The organism is Sporosarcina sp. ACRSM, from assembly GCF_022346545.1.
Taxonomy (GTDB): domain Bacteria; phylum Bacillota; class Bacilli; order Bacillales_A; family Planococcaceae; genus Sporosarcina.
Genome location: NZ_JAKRNU010000003.1, coordinates 281,479 through 305,132 on the forward strand (window position 1 = coordinate 281,479; position 23,654 = coordinate 305,132).

The following is a 23,654-nucleotide window of genomic DNA, read 5'->3' on the forward strand; positions in this document are numbered from 1 at the left end:
ATAAAAATCAACGCATATATTTTGATTTGGCATATGTCGTTTCCTATTACAACCGGCAGAGGACGCCTTATGCTCGTCGCGGAGGTGTTTATGACCGCCACGGGTTCGATTATGCTTGTCTGTTGTAAATGGGTTGGTCAGCTATACACCCCTCTATCCCTATGGCATAATAAGGACTATGAAATTAATTCGTAAATCGAAAGGGTTTTGGGGGCGATGGGGTGAGAAAGGTATTTTCTTATGCAAAACCATATAAATGGCCGATCGTCATAGCGCTCTGCCTGATGCTCATCGAATTGTCCGTCGAGCTGATTCAGCCATTGCTGATCGCGAAAATTATTGATGATGGCATTGTGACAGGGAATGAGGGGGTTATTTGGACGTGGGGAAGCGCCATGATGGCTCTTGCGTTTGTCGCGCTCGTGTCCGGGGTGGTCAATTCTTATTTTGCTGCTCATGTTGCACAAAGTTTCGGTTTTGATTTGCGGTTAGCGTTATTCCGGCAAATCCAAGCATTTTCCATGGCCACTTTTTTACGGTTTCCGACGGCGGGCCTGATTACACGTTTGACGAGTGACGTGACGATGGTACAGAATGTGCTGTTCATGGGGCTGCGCATTATGATGCGCGCACCGTTACTCGTGATCGGCAGCTTGGTGATGGCTTTTGTCGTTGATGCGAAGCTGGCTTTTTATTTAGTGATTGCGGCGCCATTTCTGCTGGTTTTCCTTGTGTTCATGACAAGAAAAGGGGTCCGCTATTTTGCACAAGTACAGCGGAGATTGGATCGGGTCAACCGGGTCATTCAGGAAAATTTGCAGGCGGTCAGATTGATCAAAGCGTATTTACGCTGTATGTATGAGGCGAGTCGCTTTTCAAAGGTGTCCGACTTGCTTCGGAAAGACACAGTGAAAGCGATGCGCATGATGGAAATGATTTTACCGATTTTATTGCTCGTTATGAATGTGAGTCTCATGGCGGTTCTTTGGTTCGGAGCGGTGGAAGTGCGTGATGGTGGCGTGCAAGTGGGAGAACTGGTGGCCATCGTCAACTATGCGATGCGGATGACGGGTTCATTTTCGATGTTTTCTTTTATTATCATCGCGTTCTCCCGCGCGAAGGCTTCCGCCGAGCGGATCGAAGAAGTGCTGCAGACGGATGAAAACTTGGAAAAAGATCGTTCGGAAAGCTCGGGATTTGATTCCATGGAAGGCGAGTTACGGTTTGAAAATGTGTCGTTCCATTACCCTGGAAAAGCCGAACCGATATTGAAAAATATCTCTTTTCATGTGTCTCCGGGTGAAAAACTGGCGATTATGGGTGCGACGGGTTCCGGAAAATCGACTTTGCTGAATTTGATTCCCCGAATTTTCGAAGCGACAGAAGGGAAAATTTATGTCAGTGGCGTGGATGTGGCGGAATGGTCGTTAAAAGAGTTGCGCGCCACAATCGGACTGGTGCCACAACAATCCGTGTTATTCACAGGGTCCATCTTGGAGAATTTGGCGTGGGGAGACGCAGAAGCACATGTGGATGAGTTGGAAGAGGCGGCCAAGAAAGCGCAGATCCATGAGTCCATCGACTTGTTCCCGCAAAAATATGGCACACGTGTCGGGCAAAAAGGGGTTAACTTGTCCGGTGGGCAGAAACAGCGGCTTTCCATTGCGCGGGCCCTTGTTCGCAAACCGTCCTTGCTCATTTTGGACGATAGCACGAGCGCACTTGACGTGAAAACCGAAACGGCCTTATGGGATGCACTGGAAGGAGAAACGGCCACGATGCTTGTGGTGACGCAAAAAATTCGGACAGCGCAAGGTGCGGATAAAATCCTTCTTCTTGATGAAGGGGAAGTGGTCGGCTATGGAACGCATGAAGAATTGATGGAACAGTCCGCACTTCATCGGAAAATTGCGGAATCCCAAACGGAAGGGGAGGTGGCCCCGGATGCTACGGACCATTCGTAAACCGTTCGGCTATGAACCGATCATTCAAAAAAAGGATCTGAAAGGTGCCGGGAGGAAGAAGAAAGAACGCGCAAACGATTGGCGATCTACCCTTTACCGAATTTGGAAATTGGTCGATGAACAGCGGGGATACCTCATTGCAGTCCTCGCACTCGTGTTTGTCAGTTCAATTTTGGCACTTCTTGGCCCGATTCTGATCGGGAAAATTATTGATACGCATATCATACCGATGCAAGTTGACGGCTTAGGTGCAAAAATTGGTCTGCTCATTGCGATTTATTGCGGATTGTCTTCCGCGATGTATTTTCAGAATTACTGGATGGTTGGCATTGCACAGCAAACTGTGTTTCGTTTACGGACCGGTCTGTTTGCACATTTGCAGAAATTGCCGGTCCCGTTTTTTGATAAGCGACAGCACGGCGAATTGATGAGTCGGCTGACAAATGACATCGAAAATGTCAGTCAAACGTTGAATTCATCGTTCATCCAAGTGTTTTCAAGTATCTTGACATTGACGGGAACTTTGGCGGTGATGCTTTATTTAAGTCCGTTGCTAACCGTGTTGACGATGATCATTGTCCCGGTTATGTTCACGGCGATGCGCTGGATCACGAGGCGGACCGGATTATTATTCAGAGAACAGCAACGGGCGGTCGGCGAATTGAACGGAATGATTGAAGAGACGATTTCCGGACAACGCATCGTTAAAGCATTTTCCCAGGAAGCGCGTGTATTGGAAGAGTTTGCGCAAAAAAGTGAACGTCTGCGCCGAACCGGTTTTTGGGCGCAGACGTATTCCGGTTTTATTCCCAAAGTGATGAATATGCTGAACAACGCAAGTTTCGCAATTGTCGCAGGGGTTGGCGGCTTATTGGCGTTGAAAGGCGACGGCGTTGTGACTGTGGGGACAATCGTCATCTTTGCAGAATTTGCCCGGCAGTTCACACGGCCTCTCAATGATTTGGCCAATCAATTCAACACGGTACTCTCTGCGATTGCAGGTGCGGAGCGTGTTTTTAAGATTATGGATGAGCCCGAAGAGAAGGACGAAGCAACGGGGCATCAAGGAGTGATTCTCCAAGGGGATGTCGAATTCCGCAACGTTTCTTTCGGTTACGCTGTAGAAACGGATGGCTACACGGTCGACGATGTTTCATTCCACGTGAAAGCGGGGGAAACGGCGGCCTTTGTTGGAGCAACAGGTGCCGGGAAGACGACGGTCATGCAGTTGCTCGCCCGATTTTACGAAGCGGATAAAGGGACCATCTTGATCGATGGCATTCCGATCGGGGAATTGCCACGCCAAACGTTGCGTAGCCAAATCGCTTTTGTCCTGCAAGATCCGTTTCTCTTCGAAGCGACCGTCCGCGAAAATATTCGCTATGGAAAATTGGATGCGACAGATGAAGAAGTGGTGGAAGCCGCGAAAAAAGCGAATGCCCATCACTTTATCAGCCGGTTGGAAAACGGCTATGATACGGTGTTGACAGCGGATGGCGGCGAAATTTCGCAAGGGCAGAAGCAATTATTATCCATCGCCAGAGCTCTCGTAGCCGATCCCGTCCTACTACTTCTCGATGAAGCGACCAGCAGCATCGATACCGTAACCGAACTGGAGATTCAAGAAGCGCTTGATCGTCTCATGGAAGGCAGAACCAGTTTTGTCATTGCCCATCGACTGAATACCGTGCGAAAAGCGGATCAAGTCTATGTCATGGAGCAAGGCAAACTGATCGAATCCGGCACACAGGAAGAACTGATCAAGCAGCAAGGCGTTTATTACAATATGTTGAAGGAATCGAAGGTTTGAATGGGGAGAATGATGCTGTGAATACAGTGTTTAATCGCTCTGTGGAGTGTTGGGGGCGCTCATAAGGTGTGTTAGGGAGATCAAAGTTTGCCACGCGCGCTCATAAGGTGTGTGAGAGTGATCAAAGATTTTCGTGCGCGCTCATAAGAGGTGTAAGAGTGATCAAAGATTTTCGTGCGCGCTCATACGGGGTGTGAGAGTGATCAAAGATTTTCGTGCGCGCTCATACGGTGTGTGAGAGTGATCAAAGATTTCCGCAGGCGCTCATAAGGGGTGTTAGGGTGATCAAAGATTTTCGCGTGCGCTCATACGGGGAGTGAGAGTGATCAAAGATTTTCGTGCGCGCTCATACGGTGTGTGAGAGTGATCAAAGATTTCCGCAGGCGCTCATAAGGGGTGTTAGGGTGATCAAAGATTTTCGCGTGCGCTCATAAGGTGTGTGTGGGTGATCAAAGATTTTCGTGAGCGCTCATACGAGGTGTGAGAGTGATCAAAGATTTCCGCAGGCGCTCATAAGGGGAGTGAGAGTGATCAAAGATTTTCGCGTGCGCTCATACGAGGTGTAAGAGTGATCAAAGATTTCCGCCCGCGCTCATACGAGAAATGAGCTTGATCAAAGTGTAACCTCGAACGCTCATACCTAATACCAAGCCAAACAAAAAGGCTATGAGAAGTAAATCGTCTCATAGCCTTTTCCATTTATTGGACATCTTCAATATTTAACTTTGTTCCATCATCAAAATTGACTTCCAAATCGAACTTCGAATAAGCGTCCAATTGATACCAGTCTAAAATCTTATCGATCACTTCTTGTTTTGGCGTATCTTTTGTAATGAGAATATCCAGGAATAGCTTGTTCAGCTGGTCCATCGCTTCATTACCCTGCAGCTTGATATTTTTTAGTTTATTGTCATAATCGGCATCTGCTCTTTCGGTTACATCATAATCCACATCAATGGCATCTTTTCCATCCACATCGATTTCAAGGTCAAATGTTGAAAATCCATAGCCATCCCCTGTTTCAAGAGAACCGCCTTCTTTTTCATGTTCATGGATAATGTCCGCATCTTCCCGGTTTGGCTCATCGGCATTTTTGCCGAAATTACCACATCCACTGAGCAATAAAGCGCCAGTCAGTGTAACAGTCGTTGTCAATTTAAAGAACTTCATCCCATTCACTGCCTTTCATAATTATGCCTGTTCTTCTTATTTTGCCTCAAATACAAAATGTTAAACAATTGCGTGGAGAAGAAATGGCTAAAAGAAGACGCAAATTCTATGTGTCATTAAGTTGGACAATGTAGAGAGCATGGATAGACGGACAACGAAAAACCGGCCAGATAGCCGGTTGAGAAATAAAATATGAAGAGCAAAATCAATTGTTTTCGTTACCATTTTGCAAGATATTCTTTCGAGCAACCGAGCATTTTTCGAATTTGAAGAACGGAGCCGTCTTGGACTTTGACGGACCCATCGAAATAGCCGACAAGATGGTGAATTTCCGTACGGAAAAGTCGGCCATTTGTCGTTGCGACACGTTCGAAAAACGGTGTAAACGTCAGTTCAACAGAGTCCGAAAACTTCGTACGAATTTTCCAAGGGACCATAAAATTCTTTCGGTTATAAGTGAAAAGTACATCTTCATGAATTTTTGTCATGGCACCATCGATAAAAATGGCGTTTTCCGTCATGCCGGTGCCGTCTGTCCACGTCCCGCCAAAGTTGAGGCCGATACGGCGCCCTCTTACAAGTTGGGAAGCCATCGCCCAATTCCAGTCGGCCTTGCGCGGCCAGATACCACGTGCATAATCGAACACAGCGAAGCTATGATCCCGATTGAAATCATAGCGCTTCTCCCCAATCTTCACAAAGCCTGATGTAGGCAATGTGTGGTGCTTCGCAGTAAATTGAAAAAGATCCCGGCTTTTGGGGATTACGACGTTCAAGGATTCGTCCTGCTCAGGATGCAGGATATGAAGATCAGCATGGAGCACTTCATTATCAAAATCCGGAATGGTCACGGATAGATGGGTTTCACCTTGAATATGTATCGTTTGCACCGTCATGGACGGGTTCGTGAATTTGATGCTGTCCAGAACTTGTTCAGGCATGTTCACACTGCGGCCTATCGGAATGGTCACCTGTTTTTCATAGAACCGCTGCGTTTCATAATCCAATATATAGACAAAACAGATCGCCGCGTAGTCAAGATGACTGATTGCAGCAGAAAAGAGAAGATCTTCACCATACACACACCAGTAATTCCATTTCTTTTTCCGCATGAAATGTCCCGTAAGATTGCTCTGGATGTAGGGATGGCGTGAAAATCCGATTGCTTCCGGGTTCAGTAGCCCCTTCTCGACGCATAATGCCACAGGTTCTGTAATTTCTCTTTCTGCGTGTTGCATGTAGACTTCCACCTACCTATTGTCTTTTCTAAAGTTAATTGTTATAATTCATATTGTACCAAACTTTCGGGGCATTAGCTCAGCTGGGAGAGTGTCACGCTGGCAGTGTGAAGGTCACCGGTTCGAACCCGGTATGCTCCATAATAATGGAAACTCCGTCAAATCATATTTGTCGGGGTTTCTTTTTTTTGTTCAGAAATAGAAATAGGAATGATATTAACTGAAGTGTATCTGACTTCATTTTGGTTTGCGTTGTTTAGCTTGTGTGAGAAGTTTTTTATTTTCATGAAAATGTTGCGAACGTCAGTGATTTCATTGTTTCCTTCCTAAATGCATTCCTCTTTCCTTATTTTCATACGTTACTGTAAGGAGGCGTGTGGATGATTTATAACAGGGAAGCGGCTGTCAACTACGCGAATAAGTGGTGGGATGGCCGCAATCCGGCATTTCCATCGTTCGATGTCGATTGCACGAATTTTATATCGCAATGTTTGTTGGCGGGCGGAGCTCCGATGCATGGCTATCCGAATCGTGAACGCGGATGGTGGTTGCGGGGGAATAATTGGAGTTTCAGTTGGTCGACGCCACATTCTTTGCGCTGGTATTTTGCGGGATCGAAAAAAGGGTTGACGGCGCAGCAAGTATTTTCGGCGGAGGAATTGGGGTTGGGGGATGTCATCTTCTATGATTTTCAGGGGGATGGCCGATATGATCATTCGACGATTGTCACTGCCAAGGATGGGAATGTCCCGCTCGTCAATGCTCATACGTTTGACGCGCAGCACCGCAATTGGGCGTACAAGGATTCGTATATGTTTTCACCGAATGCTAAGTATGTCTTTTTTAAAATTAATGATCAAATTTCTCCGGTTTAGAAAAGCGGATGCCGCAATTAGCGGGAGCATCTATAATTGTGAAAAGCAGTCTGTCTTGAAACGACGGACTGCTTGTTCTTTTTTAATCAAACCATAAAACCGCTAGTGTCCCTTCGCCACCGTGAACTGCAAGAACAGAGCTGATATCACCGATTTCTACCTCTAGGTCTGGAACCTGTTCCAAAATCAAGTTTTTCAAATGGTTGGCTTGGTCCATCACATTGCCATGCATAATACGGATTTTTCGTCTGCCGGCATGATGACCTTCCACTACTTTGTCAATTAAATATTGCAGTGCTTTTTTTTCAGAACGCACTTTTTCGATCGCTTGTAATCCACCTTCGTTGGTGATTTGGACGATAGGCTTTATCTTTAATAGACTACCGATAAAAAATTGAACGCCGCTCATACGCCCGCCTTTATACAATTGGTCCAATTTGCCGATCAGGATATAGTTATGCATCGTTCCAGGCATTTTTTCCAGTTGAGCGATAATCTCAGGGATCGGAACTCCGCTATCCTGCATTTCCATGCCGCGTTCGATCATTCCTGTAATCCCGTAGGACAGGCTGAGTGAGTCGATGAATGTCACGGGAAAATCAGCAATTTCAGCACCTGCTTTGGATGCGGCGAGTGTTCCGCTTAATTTTCCTGATAGATGGATTGCGATTGCCTGTTCATATTGTTCGCCGACCTTTTTGAACAGTTCAGCAAAATCTCCGGGGGAAGGCTGCGATGTTTTCGGAACATCGTCCGTGTCTTTTATTTTTTGATAAAGTTGTGTCGGCGTCAGGTCGATTCCGTCGACAAACTGTTTTTCGCCAAAATGTATATTCAAAGGGACCGAAAAGAAATCCGGATGTAAAATGAGTTCCTTGGAAATATAGGCGGTGCTATCTACAATCCACGCGAGCGGCTTTTTTGTCATACAATCTATCATCCCTTATCGTCGTTTTTTCATTATGAATACTATAGCACGAAAAGTAATAGGGGAGCATTTTGATAAGTGACAATAAGGCTAACTTTCAAAGCGGTGCTTCAGTGCTTAAAGAATCTTCCATACGCTCAAAGCGTCAACCAAGTGATCAAAGTATTTCCCTGCGCGCTCAAAGGACTTCTCCACGCGCTCAAAGTGTTATTCGAGTGATCAAAGCACTTCGGCCTCGCGCTCAAAACGCCTTCTAAGTGATCAAAGAATCTCCCCGTGCGCTCAAAGCGTCTCCCAAGCGATCAAAGTATGTCACCTCACGCTCAAAGATTATCTCCTCGCGCTCAAACTCTCCCTCAATACGCTCATTCCCCCTAAAATCCCCCTCAAAACACTAAAAAACCGGATCCCCCCTAGGAGGAAATCCGGTAAAAACTTTATTTTTTCAATTCATCTTTCGAAAACGCGGCGATTTCATAATAGTAGTCGCCGATGACGCGCAGTCCTTGGTCGAAGTTTTCCAAATGGAAGTGTTCGTTTGGTGCGTGGAAGTTTTCGGATGAGAGGCCGAAGCCCATTAAGACGACGGGCACTTCCAGGATTTCATCGAAGGCGGCGACAATTGGAATGGAGCCGCCCATGCGCGTGAATGCAGTTGGGACATTGTATACTTTTTCGTAAGAACGCCCGGCTGCTTGGATGGCAGGGTGCTCGAATGGTGTGATGAACGGTTTGCCTTTGTCGAATTCGGTGACGTTTACGGTGACACCGGCTGGTTTATGTTTTTCGATATGGGCTTTCAATTTTTCAATGATGACGTCAGGGTCTTGATCGGGGACGAGACGGCAAGTTATTTTGGCGCCTGCTTCCGCTGGTAATACGGTTTTAAGGCCTTCGCCGGAAAATCCACCGAATACGCCGTTCACTTCCAATGTCGGGCGTGTCCATGTGCGTTCGAGATGGCTAAACCCTTTTTCACCGAAAAGCTCCGTCACGCCGATCTCTTCTTTTAACGCTTCTTCATCGAAATTCAGGGCTTTATAGGCTTCCCGTTCCTCGTCTGCTAAAGGACGGACATCATCATAAAATCCGTCGACGGTAATGGTGCCTTCCTGATTGTGGAAGGAGGCGAGGATTTCAGCAATCGCATGAATCGGGTTGGCGACGCCGCCTCCGAATAATCCCGAGTGCAGATCGCCTTTGGCACCTTGGACATCGATTTGAACGCCGCATAGTCCGCGCAATCCGTAGCAAACGGCAGGATGTCCTGGGCCATACATGCCGGTATCCGAGATGACGATGATGTCGGCTGCGAGCTTCTCTTTATTTGCTTCAATATATTTTTCTAGATGGGGGCTACCGATTTCTTCTTCTCCTTCGATGATGAATTTGACGTTCACCGGTAAACTGCCATTCTGTTTCATCAGTGCTTCAACCGCTTTGACATGCATGAACACTTGTCCTTTGTCGTCGCTCGCACCGCGTGCATACATTTTATTGTCCCGGATTTCGGGCTCGAATGGTCCGCTTTTCCATAAATGAAGCGGGTCAACAGGTTGCACGTCGTAATGGCCGTAGACGAGGATCGTCGGTTTGCCTTCCGCGTGGAGCCAATCGCCGTAAACGACAGGATGTCCATCCGTTTCATCGATCGATAAGTTTTCGAGTCCGGCCGCTTGGAAAGCATTCAATAGCCATTCCGCCGCTTTTTGCATATCGTTTTTATGCTCAGATAAAGAACTGATACTTGGAATCCGGAGGAAATCTTTTAATTGTTCAAGATGTGTATCTCGTTGTTCTTGGAAGTACTTGTCCAATGTTTGTAAATGATCCAACACAATCCCTCTTTTCCGCATACTTTTTTTGAATAGCTTTAGTATAACAGAGTGGGTGATTCAGGAGGAAGTGTGAGGCAGACGTGAAGCAGTAAAATATGGTATGCTATTTGAAAAGTGAAACGATATGTTTTATTTACCTTGTAAAGCTTGAAAACCTAAACGGGTAATACATGTAATCTAAAGGCTTGGGCTTCTCGTCCTTGGCTTTACATATTTTAAATCGGAACAAACCGACATTGGGAGGAACCGCTTTTGTTTATCGCACTTGGATTTTTGCTGTTCATATCGTTTTTCCTATCTGGTAGTGAGACAGCGCTTACAGCAGTCAATCGGATGAAGGTCCAGTTACGTGCAGATCAGGGGGATAAAAAGGCCATTCGGCTATTGAATTTGATTTCGAAGCCGAGCCGGATGATCACGGCAATTTTGATCGGTAATAATATCGCCAATATTATGATGCCGACGATCGTTACGATCATTGCGTTGGACCATGGATGGAAAATCGGTGTTGCAACGGCGATTTTGACAGTGCTTATCATTCTGATTGGTGAAGTGTTGCCGAAAACGGTTGCCGCGACATTTTCAGAACAGGTCGCTTATGCTGTCGCTCCGAGCATTTCACTTTTGGTGAAACTGCTAACGCCGTTGACCGTATTGCTTTCCTTGTTTACAAATATCTTCATCCGCATTATTTCAAAAGGGGCGGTGACAGAAGCCACCTTGACAAAGGATGATTTACGATCGATGGTGGATATTGCATCGGTAGAGGGGACGTTTGAGCAGGAAGAATCGAACCGTTTGAAAGAGGTGCTTGATTTTCCTGACAAGGACGTTTCTGACGTCTTGGAAACGCACCGGACCGATATTATCGGTTTACCGATCGAAGCAACCTATGAAGAAGTGCGCGATACGATTCTCGAGTATTCTTATACACGCTATCCGGTATATGACGAAAACATGGATACGATTATCGGAGTATTCTATTCGAAGAAGTTTATTGAATGGTCGATGAATCCACGGTTGAAACTTGGTGAATTGATTGACCGCAAACCGCTATACGTTGTGCAGTCCGCAAGTGTTGAAAAAGTATTCAAAATGATGCTTGCCAAGAAAAAACATATGGCGATTGTCTTGGATGAATACGGAGGCACGCTTGGTGTTGTCACACATGAGGATATTATCGAAGAGATGATCGGACAAGATATTGAAGATGAAACGGATATCGATGAAGAAGTGCTCGTGTACGAAAAAACGGATAATATGCTCATTTGCCACGGTCGGTTAGAAATCGTTGATGCGATGGAGCTTCTTGGCATTGAGCTGCCGACGGATAACGATACGCTCGGGGGCTTCGTGTTACAGGAGCTGGGCCATGTACCTGAAGAGGGCGAACGATTTACATATGACCAACTGCTTGTTGAAATCGAGGAAATGGACCGTAGTCGTATCATCCGAATGATGATTACTGTGAAAGAGGAAGAAAGTGAATAGAACAGAACTGCCTTGGGACTGGTGTATCGTTCCAAGGTTTTTTTTCGCATATTGGCAAACATATTTCTTACCTTACATGTTTGTAAGTGAAGTGAAAGAGAATCCGATGGTTTGAAAGGTGGGGATTGACGATAATGGAGTTAACAGTTAGAAAGCGGAGGGTTTTTCTATGAAAATGAATTTAAATGGGTTGTACGAAGAATACGGCCGTTACATATATCATCTATGCTTGAAATTGACACGAAATAAAGACGAAGCGGAAGACTTGATGCAGGATGTTTGGCTGAAAGTTGTACGCAACAGTGGCCGTATGGATAATGTGGATCATATGAAAGCATGGTTGACGACAATTTGTATGAATACGTTCAGAGATCGTTATCGGAAAGACGTTAGAAGAAGCAAGCATGTCATGCATCAGCCGGAGACACTCGATGTCCCGATTCTCGACCTTGTCCCGAGTGACAACATGACACCGGCGGAGCTGCTTGAACAAAACGATATCCAAACACTTGTCCAACGGAAAATCGGCGAGCTGGATGCGATTTATCGGACGACGATTGAATACTTCTATGTCTATCAATATTCCTTGATTGAAATCGCGGAAGTGATGAAAGTGTCGATCGGCACAGTGAAGTCACGGCTGTTCCGTGCGAAGAAATATTTGAAAGAATTGATGATGGAAGATACTGCGGTACAGGAATATGTCATTGCTTAACACACAAAAGCGTAGGGCGCCTGCTAAGATGCGACAGGCATAAGACGGATTGGCTTAGAGGCGTTTTTTGCCTCGTAGCCGAGCAGGCTTATGACCCGAGCATCTGGCGCCCGAAGACTAGACGACAAAAGCGCAGCCGTTCATGGCTGTGCTTTTAGTTTGCAAAAACACCGCAAAGGGAATATACCCACTAACCTATTCACCTATGCAACATACATAGAAATGAGGAAAACGCTGTGGGAACAAAAAATGTGAAGCAAGGACGCAGTGTTCGTAAACGGATCCTTTTTGTGATTCTTATTGTGTTCATACTGCTCTATATCGGCGTTATGCTTTGGCATACATACAAACCATTGCCCGATGGGATCTCTTATGCCGGGGATATCCATTGGACAAATGATGTTGAACTGTTCACCGATCTGACCTATGCACAGGATCAGGAGGGGGAGGGCATGGTCCATGAATTAACGATTTTTGATGAAGTGAATGCCATGATTGACCGTGCCGAACAATTTATCGTTCTCGATTTCTTTCTGTTCGATCATTATTATGATGAAAACCTTGATTTTCCTGACATTGTCGAAACGATGACTGCGAAACTTATAAAGAAAAAAGAGGATAATCCTGAGATGCCTATCATCTTTATCACAGATCCATTGAATAAAGGATATGGTTCCTACGAAACAAAGTGGTTCGGTATGTTGGAAGATGCGGGCATCGAAGTCGTTTACACGGATTTGGATCCCCTCCGTGATTCAACGCCTATCTATTCAGGTTTGTACCGGACTGTATTTCAATGGATGCATATTGAGAATAAAGGCTGGATTGCCAACGCGATGTCCAGTAAAGCGCCAAAGATGACACTTGCTTCTTACATGGCGTTGTTGAACGTCAAAGCGAATCATCGGAAAACGGTGATTACCGATCAGGAAGGGCTTGTCACATCATCGAATCCGCATAATGCCAGTGGCTTTCATGGCAATGTTGCATTGAAGGTGAAAGGTTCCATTTTGAACGATATGTTGGAGGCGGAAGAGGCGATTGTCCGTTATACGAACGGAGGGAAGCTGCCGCGAGTGAACGTTCCGGAACAGAGTGGCGGGGAATATGCAGTGCAATATTTAACGGAGAAAAAGATACTCCATGCCATGCTTGGGGACATTGCAAGAGCACAACAAGGAGACAACATTCGAATAGGGATGTTTTTCATCGCAAAACGTGATGTCATCCATGCGTTGATCGATGCTGCCAACAGGGGAGTGGACGTCACCCTGATTCTCGATCCCAATGAAAACTCATTCGGCCGTGAAAAATCCGGATTGCCGAACAGGCCTGTCGTTCAGGAAATGTTGGAAAAAACAGATGGGAAAATCAACGTCAAATGGTATAACACGGTTATCGGGCAGTATCATACGAAACTGGTAGTGGTGCAGACCCATGACGGGACCTATATTTCGAACGGGTCCGCGAACCTGACGGAAAGAACGCTGGATGATTACAATCTGGAGGCAAATTTGCGCGTCATCGCCTCCAACAACAGCAAGCTGGTCAAGGATATCGATGCGTATTTTAATAGACTATTGGATAATGAAGATGCCCTTTATACACTACCTGTTGAAACTTATCAGGATACATTCACTTCTATCCAACATGGGATTTATACACTACAGAAACTCCTTAAACTGACGACTTATTGATGAGGTGAAGTTTCCATTCAATGATGTAAAGCCCGCTTGGCCAATGGCTATGCGGGCTATTGGCCAATTGTCGGCCTGCTGCAGTAGTACGTGCCTAGCATCGATTCTTTATTCGAAATCAGCTAGTTGCTTATTCAGTTGCGCGAGTTTTTCTTCCATTGCGGCAAGGCGGATCTCCGCTTTTTTGACAAAGCTGTCATTGCCGGTCGATTCAAGTTTTTCGATATCGCCTTGTAGATTGATATAATCCATTTTCAGTTCGGCGATGGCTGACTCCACTTGACGTTTTTCCATAAGGGAACACCTCGGTTTTTACCCTAGTGTATCATATTGGAAGCTTCTTTTCCTGACCGGTCCAGTAGTCGGCTGCGTTTTGGATACTCTACAAAATAGCGGATCGCCTCGCAAACGGCATCTCTCCCATCTCCGAGTCCTAGAGCTGTTTGACGTGCGATCGCTTTTTTGCGGAGCGGCTCATGCAGCAAAGGCTCCATGATGGCGTTTAGTAAACTCGATTGTTTCACTTTGCGTCCAAGGCCTAGGTGGATAAACCCGTGCTGCTCTTTCGGAAATGCGAGTTCAGCCTCGAAGTCATTTTGTGCTAAAACGACGCATGGAATGCCCATCACTGCCACTTCATACGGCATATAGCCGGATGCACAAAGAATGACATCAGCGGATGCACATACTTCTGCGAAATTATGCGGATACTCCAAGATGGAAGTGTTTCTTCTTCCAAGAGCCATCATGCGCAAAGTGCTAATATCATGTGCATAATTTTCGCCGAGGAGAACCGTTACTTTCAACGGGATTTGGAGCTGCAACATATGCCGCAAAGCCCGGTATGATAAATTCCCGTCATCTTCATCCCCGAACGAAATGACTAAATGGGGAAGGGGATTTTGCTCCTGTTTCCGTAAGCCGATCTGTTTATAAGATAGGATCTCTTCATCGGCGATAAAACTGTCCAGCCCGACGACGTAATGTTCAGGCACTGGATCATTCGTTTCTGTATAAAGTGTCTGGAACACAAGGTCGGCACTTTTTCCACCGTCCCCAAAATCATCGAAATGGATGATGGATGGGACGATACCCCGTATTTTTTCCACTTCTTCCTCCACTGTGGAACCGCTATCGCGGAGGAGCAGGTCAGGCTTTATGTCTGTTAAGATTCGTAATAAGGAATGGCTGTTGCCAACTTCGATCTCTTTATAACCAGCGGGTGTCGGAGGGGAATCCTCTCCGCGTAAAAATAGGATGTCCATTTCTGTAGTCAACGTCTGTGCAATCATCGCAGCTCTGCGTGCCGGGTATGTCCCTTTTCCGTCCGAGCGGGAAATATAGATGGCGATTTTTTTCTTTTCATGTCCGACGATCGTAATCACCCTTTCTTGCAACATTAAGTCCTTCATCTCTACCACCCTATGTACTAGAAAAGGTGAATATGCGGAAATCGCCTAGAGACATCCATTTTGTATGCCTTCAAGGTGGAGGGGAGATAATGCATTCACGGAACACAACAACATTCGAAGGAAAGTAGGCAATGTATGAATCAAAGCAAGCAATATTAAAAGAAGGTGGCAATGTTTCGATGCAATAAAGCAACGTACCGCAAAAATATCGCAACGTACAAACAAAACAAAACAAAACAAAACAATGAACAGCCGCTATTAAATTACATAGTCTAAGAAGAATTCCAACCTCTAAAACCCGCTAGCCCTATCAAGTGGTTTGCATCAAACATTATGGTAAACTGGCAGTATTTCATATTTGGAAATGGAGTGATTCCATTGTTCGATTCATTATTATTTGATCTGATGCTTGTTGTGTTGATCGGCGTATTATCGCAATGGTTGGCATGGCGTTTTCGAATGCCGGCGATTGTAGTGATGTCAATAGCGGGGCTTCTGGTCGGACCCATTTTCGGGCTCATCAATCCGCAAGAGAGTATGGGGGAACTGTTCGGACCTATTATTACGTTTGCGGTGGCGATTATTTTATTCGAAGGCAGCTTGAATCTGGATTTTAAAGAAATTAAAGGATTCAGTAAGCCGGTTGCGCGGATTGTCACACTGGGCGCTTTCATTGCATGGATTGCGGGATCGCTGGCGGCGCATTATTTGGCGGGGCTGTCGTGGGCGGTCGCTTTCGTTATCGGCGGCTTGTTCATCGTGACAGGACCGACCGTCATTTTGCCGCTCCTCCGGCAGGCGAAATTGAAACCGCGGCCTGCAGCAATCTTGAAATGGGAAGGGATTGTTGTTGATCCTTTTGGTGCGTTGCTGGCGGTCTTTGCATTCGAATTCATCAAGTTTTTAGATCGTGAAGTGACATTGACTTCACTGCTGCTATTTTTTGCGGCGTCCGCATTTGCCGCATTCATCGGCTGGGGAGCCGCCCGGGTGATGGGCAATGCGTTTGAGCGCGGCACTTTGCCTGAATTTCTGAAAGCGCCAGTTCTTTTCGCAGTCGTCATTTTCACTTTCGTTTTTGCGGATGAAATGATGCATGAGACGGGTTTGCTGGCGGTGACGGCAATGGGGATGACGATGGCGAATATGCGATTGACGACGTTGCAAGACATTCGTCATTTCAAAGAAAATATTTCGGTGCTGCTCATATCGGGCATCTTTGTCATGCTGACAGCGTCATTGGAGCCGCAGACGCTCATTGAAATTTTTAATCCGAATATTATCGCTTATGTCGCTGCGATGCTGTTTATCGTCCGTCCTTTGTCGATTTGGCTTTCGACAATCGGAACCGAATTGAATGTCCGGGAGAAACTATTGATCGGCTGGATTGCACCGCGGGGTATTGTCGCGTTAACCGTTTCGGGCTATTTTGCGACGATTTTACTGGAGAATGGTTACCAAGACGCTGGGTTGTTGACAGCACTCACATTCGCGCTTGTGCTATCGACGGTGATCCTTCATGGATTTTCAATCAGCTTTCTTGCCAAGAAATTGAACTTGACGACGACGGATGAGTCGGGCGTACTGATTGTTGGTGGCAGCCGGTTCGCTGCGGCACTTGCCCAATCGATTAAAGATACGGGCAATGAAGTGTTGATCGTTGACCGTTCATGGGCGAATTTGACGTATGCACGTCAACTCGGTATGCCGATTTACATTGGCGATATCCTTTCCGAACAGACGGAATATCATCTTGACTTAACGCCGTACCGGTATATGTTGGCGATGACGAAGGCAGATATGTACAATGCCCATGTTTGTGCGGATTTCACGCCAGATCTGGGACGTGATCATTTGTATCAAACGGCATTTCACGTTGGGAAAGATGTCCAAACGTTTACAATCCTAGGCGGACAGACAATCTTTACACCGGATGTCTCCATCTACGAGTTGGAAGATCGGATGAGTGCAGGGCATGTCATTCGAAAAACGATGATCACGAAACAGTATAGTTACACGCAATATTTGCGCGAGCGGGATGATAAATCCATTCTTCTTTATGTGCTTCGATTAGATGGAACGATTGAATTCTTTGCACCGGAAGTGGAGCTGCAAGCATTTGCAGGAGATATAGTCGTCTCACTGACGTCCCCGGCTAAAACGATTGAACGGGTGAAAGAGCGTTTGGAAGAAGCAGTCCCTTATGAAAAAATCGAAGAGCTTTTCATTGGGGATGATAAAGTGGAGAAGACGGTGATTCCGGGGGATGCCCCACTCTCTTCGAAATGACTGATGGCAGGGTGCCGGGACTCCCAGAAATCTGTGTGAGTGCTTGGCGCCCTGTTTTTGTTTTGATTCGAAAGTCCTAGAATGCAATCAATGCGACGCGGAGTGCAATCAAATCATCCATCAGTGCAATCAAGTACGGTCCGAGTGCAATCAAACGCTCCATCAGTGCAATCAAATCGCGCAGGAAACAGGCCGCTACAGAAAGTCACTGTTTTTTCGTTGTTCAACGAGATCTATTCGCATGGCATGCATCAAATACAATTCTCCCTTATAATTGATGGAAGAAGAAAGGGGATTTTTTTATGTCCAAATCATTAGTATTAGCTGAAAAGCCGTCCGTAGCACGCGATATTGCGCGGGTGCTCGGCTGTAATAAAAAAGGGAACGGATTTCTTGAGGGAACAAATTATATCGTCACATGGGCACTCGGCCATCTTGTGACACATGCGGATCCAGAAGGGTACGGCAATGAATACAAAGAGTGGAAGCTCGAACATTTACCGATCATTCCAGAGCCGTTCAAACTTGTGCCAATCCGTCAGACATCGAAACAATTTAATGCGGTAAAGGCGCAATTGAAACGCAATGATGTGAAAGATGTCATCATCGCGACGGATGCGGGGCGTGAAGGGGAACTTGTCGCACGCTGGATTTTGGAAATGGCGAAAGTCCGCAAACCTGTCAAACGGTTGTGGATTTCATCCGTTACCGACAAAGCGATCAAGGACGGTTTCAAAAACTTGAAAGATGGCCGTGCTTACGAGCATCTTTATGAGGCGGCGGTCGCTCGTGCGGAAGCGGACTGGGTTGTCGGCATTAATGCGACACGTGCATTGACGGTAAAATACAATGCACAATTATCAACGGGGCGTGTGCAAACACCGACCTTGGCGATGATTGCAGAACGGGAAAGACAGATCCGTGAGTTTAGGCCGAAGTCGTTTTACGGTTTGCAGGCATTGACGGAATCTGCAAAATTTACGTGGCATGACAAAGCAGGGCAGACGCAGTCCTTCGATAAAGAGGCTGTCGAGAAATTGCTTGGCGAGCTCGATGGGGTTCATTCCGGAAAAGTGACGGATGTGAAAACGACACCGAAATCCCAACCGGCACCACCTCTTTTCGATTTGACGGAGCTGCAAAAAGAAGCGCATCGCCGTTGGTCGTGGTCCGCGAAAGAGACGCTTTCGACGCTACAAAATCTATATGAACGCCATAAAGCGGTCACGTATCCGCGTACCGATTCCAAGCATTTAACGTCCGATATGGCGAATACGTTGAAAGAGCGCATTAAAGCGGTGGATATCGGTCCATACCGCAAATCGGTCAACACACTACTGCGTTCGAACAACGTTAAACCGCAGAAAGGCGTCATTGATGATAAACGTGTGTCTGATCACCATGCCATCATCCCGACTGAAGAGACGCCATTGCTTCAAAATTTATCGGATAAAGAGCAGCGTTTATATGATTTGATTGTCAAGCGTTTCCTAGCCGTTTTCTTCGGTCCGTTCCGTTATGATCAAGTGACGGCTGAGCTGGCGGTCGGTGGGGAACTATTCAAAGCGAAAGGTCGTACCATTACGGATGAAGGTTGGAAAAAAGTTTATTCGACGGATGAGGAAGAGGCCGATACGGATACACTTCCTGCATTCAAAAAAGGCGATGACGTGAACATTCGTGCCATCGTCATGACAGATGGCCAAACGAAGCCGCCTGCCCGCTTCAATGAAGGCACATTGCTCGCGGCGATGGAAAATCCCGTGCAATTTATGCAAGGGGAATCAAAAGATCTGATCAAAACGATCGGTGAAACGGGTGGACTTGGAACCGTGGCAACCCGTGCGGATGTCATTGAACGGCTGTTCAACTCGTTCGTTGTCGAGAAAAAAGGAAACGATATTTACACGACATCAAAAGGGCGCCAATTGCTCGAACTCGTTCCGGAAGATTTGAAATCACCGGCTCTCACGGCGGAATGGGAACAAGGCCTGACGAAAATCGCCAAGGGACAAATGAAAAAAGCGGTATTCATGAAAGACATGATCGACTTCTCCAAACGGACCGTTACGGAAATCAAGACAGACGACAAAAAATTCAAGCATGACAATGTAACAGGAAAAACTTGTCCGGACTGTGGGAAACTTCTATTGGAAGTGAACGGCAAACGCGGCAAGATGCTTGTCTGTCAAGACCGTGAATGCGGCCACCGTAAAAACGTCTCGACATTGACGAATGCGAGATGCCCGGTCTGTAAGAAAAAATTGGAACTGCGCGGAGAAGGCGACGGTCGGATATTCGTTTGTAAATGCGGTCACCGCGAGAAGCTGTCTGCATTTGAAAAACGCAGAGCGCAATCTGGCGGGAAGAAAGCGGACAAGCGTGATGTCCAGAAATATATGAAGAAACAAGAAGAGCCAGTCAACACGGCGATGGCCGATGCGTTGAAGAAGTTGTTTGATAAATAAATGTATCTGAATAGAAGATAAAAAAGCCCAATCCCTCGGTACTTTTTAGTGAGGGATTGGGCTTTTGATCTTCAACAATCGTGCCCGATTGCTTAATAAGATAGTTCATCTAAAGGTAGCGACGGACTTTTTTACTGTATAGTTGATATTCCTCACCGTAAATTTTCCTCAACGATTGTTCCTCAAGCAGTACTTGGCGATTGAAAAGCCAATAACCTACCATCAAATATAAAAGTAGAATCCAATTTGGATAAATGAGAAATTCGCCTAATAAGACCAATCCAAAAGCAGTATATATTGGATTTCGACTGATGGCAAAGGCGCCAGTCGTAATTAAAGGACCTGGATTGTCTTCATCAATTCCTACCCTGAAGCTTTTTCCGAACGAAATTAAGCTATAAAGGAATAGGGAAAGGCCCAGTAAGCATAAGACTACGCCAATCCAGCCAACGAACTCATTTCTAAATAATTCCGCTCCCAATCGCGGTAAGTGAAAGGCATTGGAGAAAATTACATAAAATAATAGCAAAGCAAATGGCGGTATAATGAAATCCTTTTTGTCCATTTCACCAAATTTAAATGCCTTAATGCCAAGTTTTTTTAATTGTATTGAACGAATGATTACCAATATGATTAACAAAACAATAGTAATAACAGCAATATATCCTTTCATTCATCCAACCACCTTTTAATCAGTACTTTTTCTATTCAGCTCCGTTTGTGGAAGACTGATCTTATTTCAATCATTGTTACTTTGGACATACTTTAAAGCTCTTTGAATGTATTTTGTAACTGAACAAGGACGTATTTTTTAGTCCACATTTGGGTAGTAGCAATCAATCTTTCACCCTCTTTTTCAAAGAACAGACCAGAACCCTCTTTCTCTTTAAATTCCCAGCCGTTTGAACTAATCATTTGTTTAATATTCTCATCGACTTCACTTTGACTTTTTGTGATATACCACGTGTAATCATTGTCTGTTGCGATCTCTACTATCCTTTCATCGGAACTTTTTAGTTTTTCAAGTGCATCTTTTGCCGATAGATGATCGATCGGTAGGGGAGGGTAGTATGATTTATTTGCAATCATAAACATTGCTACTATAATTACGAAGCCTAAAATAATTCCTACTTGTTTCATGTAATGTCCTCCTGTATTCAATCGTTCATTTTATTCCTCCCTCCCTCAGAAATTCTTGCATTATTCTTGAACGGTAAAATAAAAAGTGTCTCCAATTTCTGAAGAGCAGCCGCTTAACGAATACTTCACCATGTTGTCCTCATGTTCCGATACAAATTTCGAACAAGACGTGCTTTTTCTTCCTTGGTCAGAACCGGCGTATCCGTCGTGCGAATTATCGTACGTATACTGAATCATCTCTCCGTCATAATCCAGATCATAGAAAATTGGGGCGCCTTCAACAGTGTAAATCGTAATACGAATTTCATCCTCAACACCGTCATTTACGTGCTTGCGAAACGCATTGAGTCTTTGTAAGTTACTGGTTTTTCCGTGAAGGTTGACAATATCGCCATTCGCTATTGCCTCCTCGGGTGTATAAGGTATTTCAGTAACTTCTCCTGTAATCGTAGGCTCCTTTGTTTCTTCCTTTTGTTGACAGCCTAGTAATCCTGTTAATAAAAGAATTAAAGACAGAACCAAACTAATTTTTTTCAATGTCATCCCCCTCTTTTAAAATTAGACGCCCTCTCTTTCCTTTCGTTTCAGCAAATATAAATTTGGTTATGTCATCAAAAGGCTCGCTTGCGAAACATCCTACATATAAATAAAACGGCAGGTATAGAAACGCTGTCTATTCCTGATAAATCGGATAAAGTCGGAAAGTACGATATTAAACCATTAAGGATTTTGCTAGATAAAAAAGCCTAATCCCTCCGAAATTGTGCGGGGAATTAGGTTTTTGGTGTCTACTTAATGGTTACTTTCTTTTCCAATAAACATTTTCTCTTTTATGTTTAATATCATCAATCCAAACAACGGCTTCTTCTTCATTTACTTCAAATACTGGAATGACTTGATATAAACCAAGTCGTACCCAGTAGCCTCTTAAAGTCCCACCCGTTATTTGTTTCGCAGTCAAAGTGGGCATATATGATTATCGTTTTCCATGTTCAGATAACCGATAAAATCATATACTTCAGCCGCATCATCTTCATGAATAATGTCAACTAGCCGTTTTAGTTCTTCACGGTTAACACTCATTTCAAACACCGCCACGCCAATTATTTACACCATTATAGCATTGAATGAATCATTTCCAGAACGCATCTTAATTAAAACACGAACAGAAAAAATGATTGATCACTCATAACTTCTATTTCATTCCTTTAATTCGAAAAATAAGGTTTTGTTAAAACTTAAGGTGAAAATAAGCCGACTGTTGTGCTGTGTTGCGATTGTTGCTTTTCAATGATGCAATTTTATGTTGCATGCAACAAAGAGTTTCATAGATAACCTTAATCCACCGGTACTTTTTCTTGGCATGGAAATTGCATAGGATATAGGTGCATGGGAAAAAGGAGCAATGGACGGAGAATAAGAGGGGGCATACAGATTGAAAGGATGTGTAGATCATGTCTATCCTAATTGAAACAATAACAAAAGCAAAGACAGGAGATTTTACAAGGGTCATTCCTGATTGGTTTATCATTACGGAAAACAATGGAGAGGCCATTATAAAGGCTATGGAAAATAGGAACATGGCCAACGCTGAAAAAGTACTCATCATGTTTGATAGAGATGTGCCTGCCAGTACGATTGAGTCTGCGGAAATACAGAAAAAACTGGCCTGTTTTGCCGCGAAGCATCGGACACATTTTGCGAATGCGGAGGGAGTTGCCTATAACGTGTTGATCGAAAAGTATTTGTCTCCGGGAGAAATTGTTTTATCTACCGGATCTCACTGTTCCATTGTCGGTGCCGATGAGGCATGGGGGATCCAGGCGGATGTCGGACAGTTTGTCGATGCACTTGAACAAGGCTATATCGATGTCAAGGTACCCGAAACCGTTCAGATTGAATTGACGAATACCTTGTCGGACGGCGTTGAGGTGAAAGATTTAGCTTTAACGTTGCTGAAGGATAGCGGTGAAAGTGGATTTGAAGATAAGTCAATCGAGTTTTATGGAGATGGATTGACGCAGGCCGAGAAAACTGTTCTTTGTTCCATGGCTGGACAGACGGGTGCAAGCGCGGTGTTCTATCGTAGCGAGCAAACCGCTAGTTCTCCGGCGGCATACACGTATGATTTGGCAACGATCGAAACGAAAGTTGCGAAGCCGGGCAGCATATTTAACGTGGATGGATTGAAGTCGGTCGAAGGTCAGCCGATCAATGCAGGTTTTATCGGCAGCTGTACGGGAGGTTCGATTGAGGACTTGCGCGTTGCGGCTAAGATCCTTGAAGGCAAGCAAGTCCATCTTCGTGTCCGTCTAAATGTTTGCCCGCAAACAGCAGAAACGTATATGCAGGCGATGCAAGAAGGGTTGATTGACATTTTTATAGACGGTGGTGCACAGATTCTCACACCAGGCTGCGGGAGTTGCCAGCGCAACACAGTTGGCGGGGTCGGACCTGGAGAGGTGATGCTGACGACTGGGGCTTATAACTATACAGGTTGTTGTGGTGTCGAGGATTCGGAAGTGTATATGTCGTCGGTCTCGACAGTGGTACTCAGCGCAATTGAAGGGAAAATTACGCATGCTGAAAATTACTCAGGCTTAACATTGGAGGTTTAAC

General features: G+C 45.3%; 19 protein-coding genes and 1 tRNA gene. 10 read left to right on the top strand and 10 right to left on the bottom strand.

The features are described 5' to 3' along the window. Positions 1 to 221 precede the first annotated feature (221 nt). The gene (locus tag MHZ95_RS07060) at positions 222 to 1,964 is read left to right on the top strand and encodes an ABC transporter ATP-binding protein (protein ID WP_239389901.1); all 1,743 of its coding nucleotides are present in this window, start codon (positions 222 to 224) and stop codon (positions 1,962 to 1,964) included. After that, positions 1,945 to 3,774, top strand: coding sequence for an ABC transporter ATP-binding protein (locus MHZ95_RS07065; protein WP_239389902.1), 1,830 nt, complete (start codon positions 1,945 to 1,947; stop codon positions 3,772 to 3,774). The genes MHZ95_RS07060 and MHZ95_RS07065 overlap by 20 nt, the downstream gene beginning before the upstream one ends. 699 nt (positions 3,775 to 4,473) lie before the next feature. Here MHZ95_RS07065 and MHZ95_RS07070 read toward each other — a convergent pair. Continuing rightward, on the bottom strand, positions 4,474 to 4,944 hold the full coding sequence (locus tag MHZ95_RS07070; protein WP_239389903.1) for a YusW family protein: 471 nt from the start codon (positions 4,942 to 4,944) through the stop codon (positions 4,474 to 4,476). Between the two features lie 218 nt (positions 4,945 to 5,162). Next, positions 5,163 to 6,182, bottom strand: coding sequence for a DUF2804 domain-containing protein (locus MHZ95_RS07075; protein WP_239389904.1), 1,020 nt, complete (start codon positions 6,180 to 6,182; stop codon positions 5,163 to 5,165). A 68-nt stretch (positions 6,183 to 6,250) separates the two neighbouring features. Here MHZ95_RS07075 and MHZ95_RS07080 point away from each other — a divergent pair. Next, positions 6,251 to 6,323 (top strand) — tRNA-Ala (locus MHZ95_RS07080). 239 nt (positions 6,324 to 6,562) lie between these two features. Continuing rightward, positions 6,563 to 7,057, top strand: coding sequence for an amidase domain-containing protein (locus MHZ95_RS07085; RefSeq protein ID WP_239389905.1), 495 nt, complete (start codon positions 6,563 to 6,565; stop codon positions 7,055 to 7,057). An 82-nt stretch (positions 7,058 to 7,139) separates the two neighbouring features. On the opposite strand, the gene MHZ95_RS07090 is transcribed toward MHZ95_RS07085, so the two are convergent. Continuing rightward, positions 7,140 to 7,985 carry a DegV family protein gene (locus MHZ95_RS07090; RefSeq protein WP_239389907.1) on the bottom strand — a complete coding sequence of 282 codons (846 nt, stop codon included), beginning with the start codon at positions 7,983 to 7,985 and terminating at the stop codon, positions 7,140 to 7,142. A gap of 437 nt (positions 7,986 to 8,422) precedes the next feature. Next, the gene (locus MHZ95_RS07095; protein WP_239389909.1) at positions 8,423 to 9,820 is read right to left on the bottom strand and encodes a dipeptidase; all 1,398 of its coding nucleotides are present in this window, start codon (positions 9,818 to 9,820) and stop codon (positions 8,423 to 8,425) included. 255 nt (positions 9,821 to 10,075) lie between these two features. On the opposite strand from MHZ95_RS07095, the gene MHZ95_RS07100 reads away from it, so the two are divergent. The 3 genes from MHZ95_RS07100 (at position 10,076) to MHZ95_RS07110 (ending at position 13,726) form a co-directional block, all read left to right on the top strand. Next, a complete protein-coding gene (locus MHZ95_RS07100; protein WP_239389911.1) occupies positions 10,076 to 11,314 on the top strand; it encodes a hemolysin family protein in 1,239 nt (412 codons plus the stop codon). A 169-nt stretch (positions 11,315 to 11,483) separates the two neighbouring features. Then, positions 11,484 to 12,029, top strand: coding sequence for an RNA polymerase sigma factor (locus MHZ95_RS07105; RefSeq protein ID WP_239389912.1), 546 nt, complete (start codon positions 11,484 to 11,486; stop codon positions 12,027 to 12,029). 236 nt (positions 12,030 to 12,265) lie between these two features. Further along, complete coding sequence (locus tag MHZ95_RS07110; RefSeq protein WP_239389913.1) at positions 12,266 to 13,726, top strand: phospholipase D-like domain-containing protein; 1,461 nt, start codon at positions 12,266 to 12,268, stop codon at positions 13,724 to 13,726. Between the two features lie 108 nt (positions 13,727 to 13,834). Here MHZ95_RS07110 and MHZ95_RS07115 read toward each other — a convergent pair whose 3' ends face one another. Both MHZ95_RS07115 and MHZ95_RS07120 read right to left on the bottom strand, forming a co-directional pair. Then, positions 13,835 to 14,020: an SE1832 family protein gene (locus MHZ95_RS07115; protein ID WP_239389914.1), complete on the bottom strand. Its 186-nt coding sequence runs from the start codon at positions 14,018 to 14,020 to the stop codon at positions 13,835 to 13,837. A gap of 23 nt (positions 14,021 to 14,043) precedes the next feature. Continuing rightward, positions 14,044 to 15,138, bottom strand: coding sequence for a hypothetical protein (locus MHZ95_RS07120; RefSeq protein WP_239389915.1), 1,095 nt, complete (start codon positions 15,136 to 15,138; stop codon positions 14,044 to 14,046). Between the two features lie 378 nt (positions 15,139 to 15,516). Here MHZ95_RS07120 and MHZ95_RS07125 point away from each other — a divergent pair, with 378 nt between their 5' ends. Together MHZ95_RS07125 and MHZ95_RS07130 are read left to right on the top strand one after the other, a co-directional pair. Continuing rightward, positions 15,517 to 17,427: a cation:proton antiporter gene (locus MHZ95_RS07125; protein WP_239389916.1), complete on the top strand. Its 1,911-nt coding sequence runs from the start codon at positions 15,517 to 15,519 to the stop codon at positions 17,425 to 17,427. 302 nt (positions 17,428 to 17,729) lie between these two features. Next, the gene (locus tag MHZ95_RS07130; protein ID WP_239389917.1) at positions 17,730 to 19,895 is read left to right on the top strand and encodes a DNA topoisomerase III; all 2,166 of its coding nucleotides are present in this window, start codon (positions 17,730 to 17,732) and stop codon (positions 19,893 to 19,895) included. Positions 19,896 to 20,004: 109 nt separating this feature from the next. Here MHZ95_RS07130 and MHZ95_RS07135 read toward each other — a convergent pair whose 3' ends face one another. The 4 genes from MHZ95_RS07135 to MHZ95_RS20855 form a co-directional block, all read right to left on the bottom strand. Beyond that, positions 20,005 to 20,568 carry a methyltransferase family protein gene (locus MHZ95_RS07135; protein ID WP_239389918.1) on the bottom strand — a complete coding sequence of 188 codons (564 nt, stop codon included), beginning with the start codon at positions 20,566 to 20,568 and terminating at the stop codon, positions 20,005 to 20,007. 92 nt (positions 20,569 to 20,660) lie between these two features. Then, entirely contained in the window at positions 20,661 to 21,035 is a 375-nt protein-coding gene (locus MHZ95_RS07140; protein WP_239389919.1) for a hypothetical protein, read from the bottom strand. Between the two features lie 60 nt (positions 21,036 to 21,095). After that, the gene (locus MHZ95_RS07145) at positions 21,096 to 21,572 is read right to left on the bottom strand and encodes a DUF4362 domain-containing protein (protein ID WP_239389920.1); all 477 of its coding nucleotides are present in this window, start codon (positions 21,570 to 21,572) and stop codon (positions 21,096 to 21,098) included. A gap of 420 nt (positions 21,573 to 21,992) precedes the next feature. Beyond that, entirely contained in the window at positions 21,993 to 22,118 is a 126-nt protein-coding gene (locus MHZ95_RS20855) for a hypothetical protein (protein WP_255726632.1), read from the bottom strand. A 371-nt stretch (positions 22,119 to 22,489) separates the two neighbouring features. Here MHZ95_RS20855 and MHZ95_RS07150 point away from each other — a divergent pair, with 371 nt between their 5' ends. Then, positions 22,490 to 23,653, top strand: coding sequence for an aconitase family protein (locus MHZ95_RS07150; protein ID WP_239389921.1), 1,164 nt, complete (start codon positions 22,490 to 22,492; stop codon positions 23,651 to 23,653). Position 23,654: the final 1 nt, after the last annotated feature.

Excerpts from the sequence above, each read along its gene's own strand:
- MHZ95_RS07130 (WP_239389917.1), top strand. The coding sequence starts at position 17,730 with ATGTCCAAATCATTAGTATTAGCTGAAAAGCCGTCCGTAGCACGCGAT.
- MHZ95_RS07135 (WP_239389918.1), bottom strand. The coding sequence starts at position 20,568 with ATGAAAGGATATATTGCTGTTATTACTATTGTTTTGTTAATCATATTG.
- MHZ95_RS07075 (WP_239389904.1), bottom strand. The coding sequence starts at position 6,182 with ATGCAACACGCAGAAAGAGAAATTACAGAACCTGTGGCATTATGCGTC.
- MHZ95_RS20855 (WP_255726632.1), bottom strand. The coding sequence starts at position 22,118 with ATGAGTGTTAACCGTGAAGAACTAAAACGGCTAGTTGACATTATTCAT.
- MHZ95_RS07150 (WP_239389921.1), top strand. The coding sequence starts at position 22,490 with ATGTCTATCCTAATTGAAACAATAACAAAAGCAAAGACAGGAGATTTT.
- MHZ95_RS07070 (WP_239389903.1), bottom strand. The coding sequence starts at position 4,944 with ATGAAGTTCTTTAAATTGACAACGACTGTTACACTGACTGGCGCTTTA.
- MHZ95_RS07090 (WP_239389907.1), bottom strand. The coding sequence starts at position 7,985 with ATGACAAAAAAGCCGCTCGCGTGGATTGTAGATAGCACCGCCTATATT.
- MHZ95_RS07105 (WP_239389912.1), top strand. The coding sequence starts at position 11,484 with ATGAAAATGAATTTAAATGGGTTGTACGAAGAATACGGCCGTTACATA.
- MHZ95_RS07065 (WP_239389902.1), top strand. The coding sequence starts at position 1,945 with ATGCTACGGACCATTCGTAAACCGTTCGGCTATGAACCGATCATTCAA.
- MHZ95_RS07115 (WP_239389914.1), bottom strand. The coding sequence starts at position 14,020 with ATGGAAAAACGTCAAGTGGAGTCAGCCATCGCCGAACTGAAAATGGAT.
- MHZ95_RS07120 (WP_239389915.1), bottom strand. The coding sequence starts at position 15,138 with ATGAAGGACTTAATGTTGCAAGAAAGGGTGATTACGATCGTCGGACAT.
- MHZ95_RS07085 (WP_239389905.1), top strand. The coding sequence starts at position 6,563 with ATGATTTATAACAGGGAAGCGGCTGTCAACTACGCGAATAAGTGGTGG.
- MHZ95_RS07140 (WP_239389919.1), bottom strand. The coding sequence starts at position 21,035 with ATGAAACAAGTAGGAATTATTTTAGGCTTCGTAATTATAGTAGCAATG.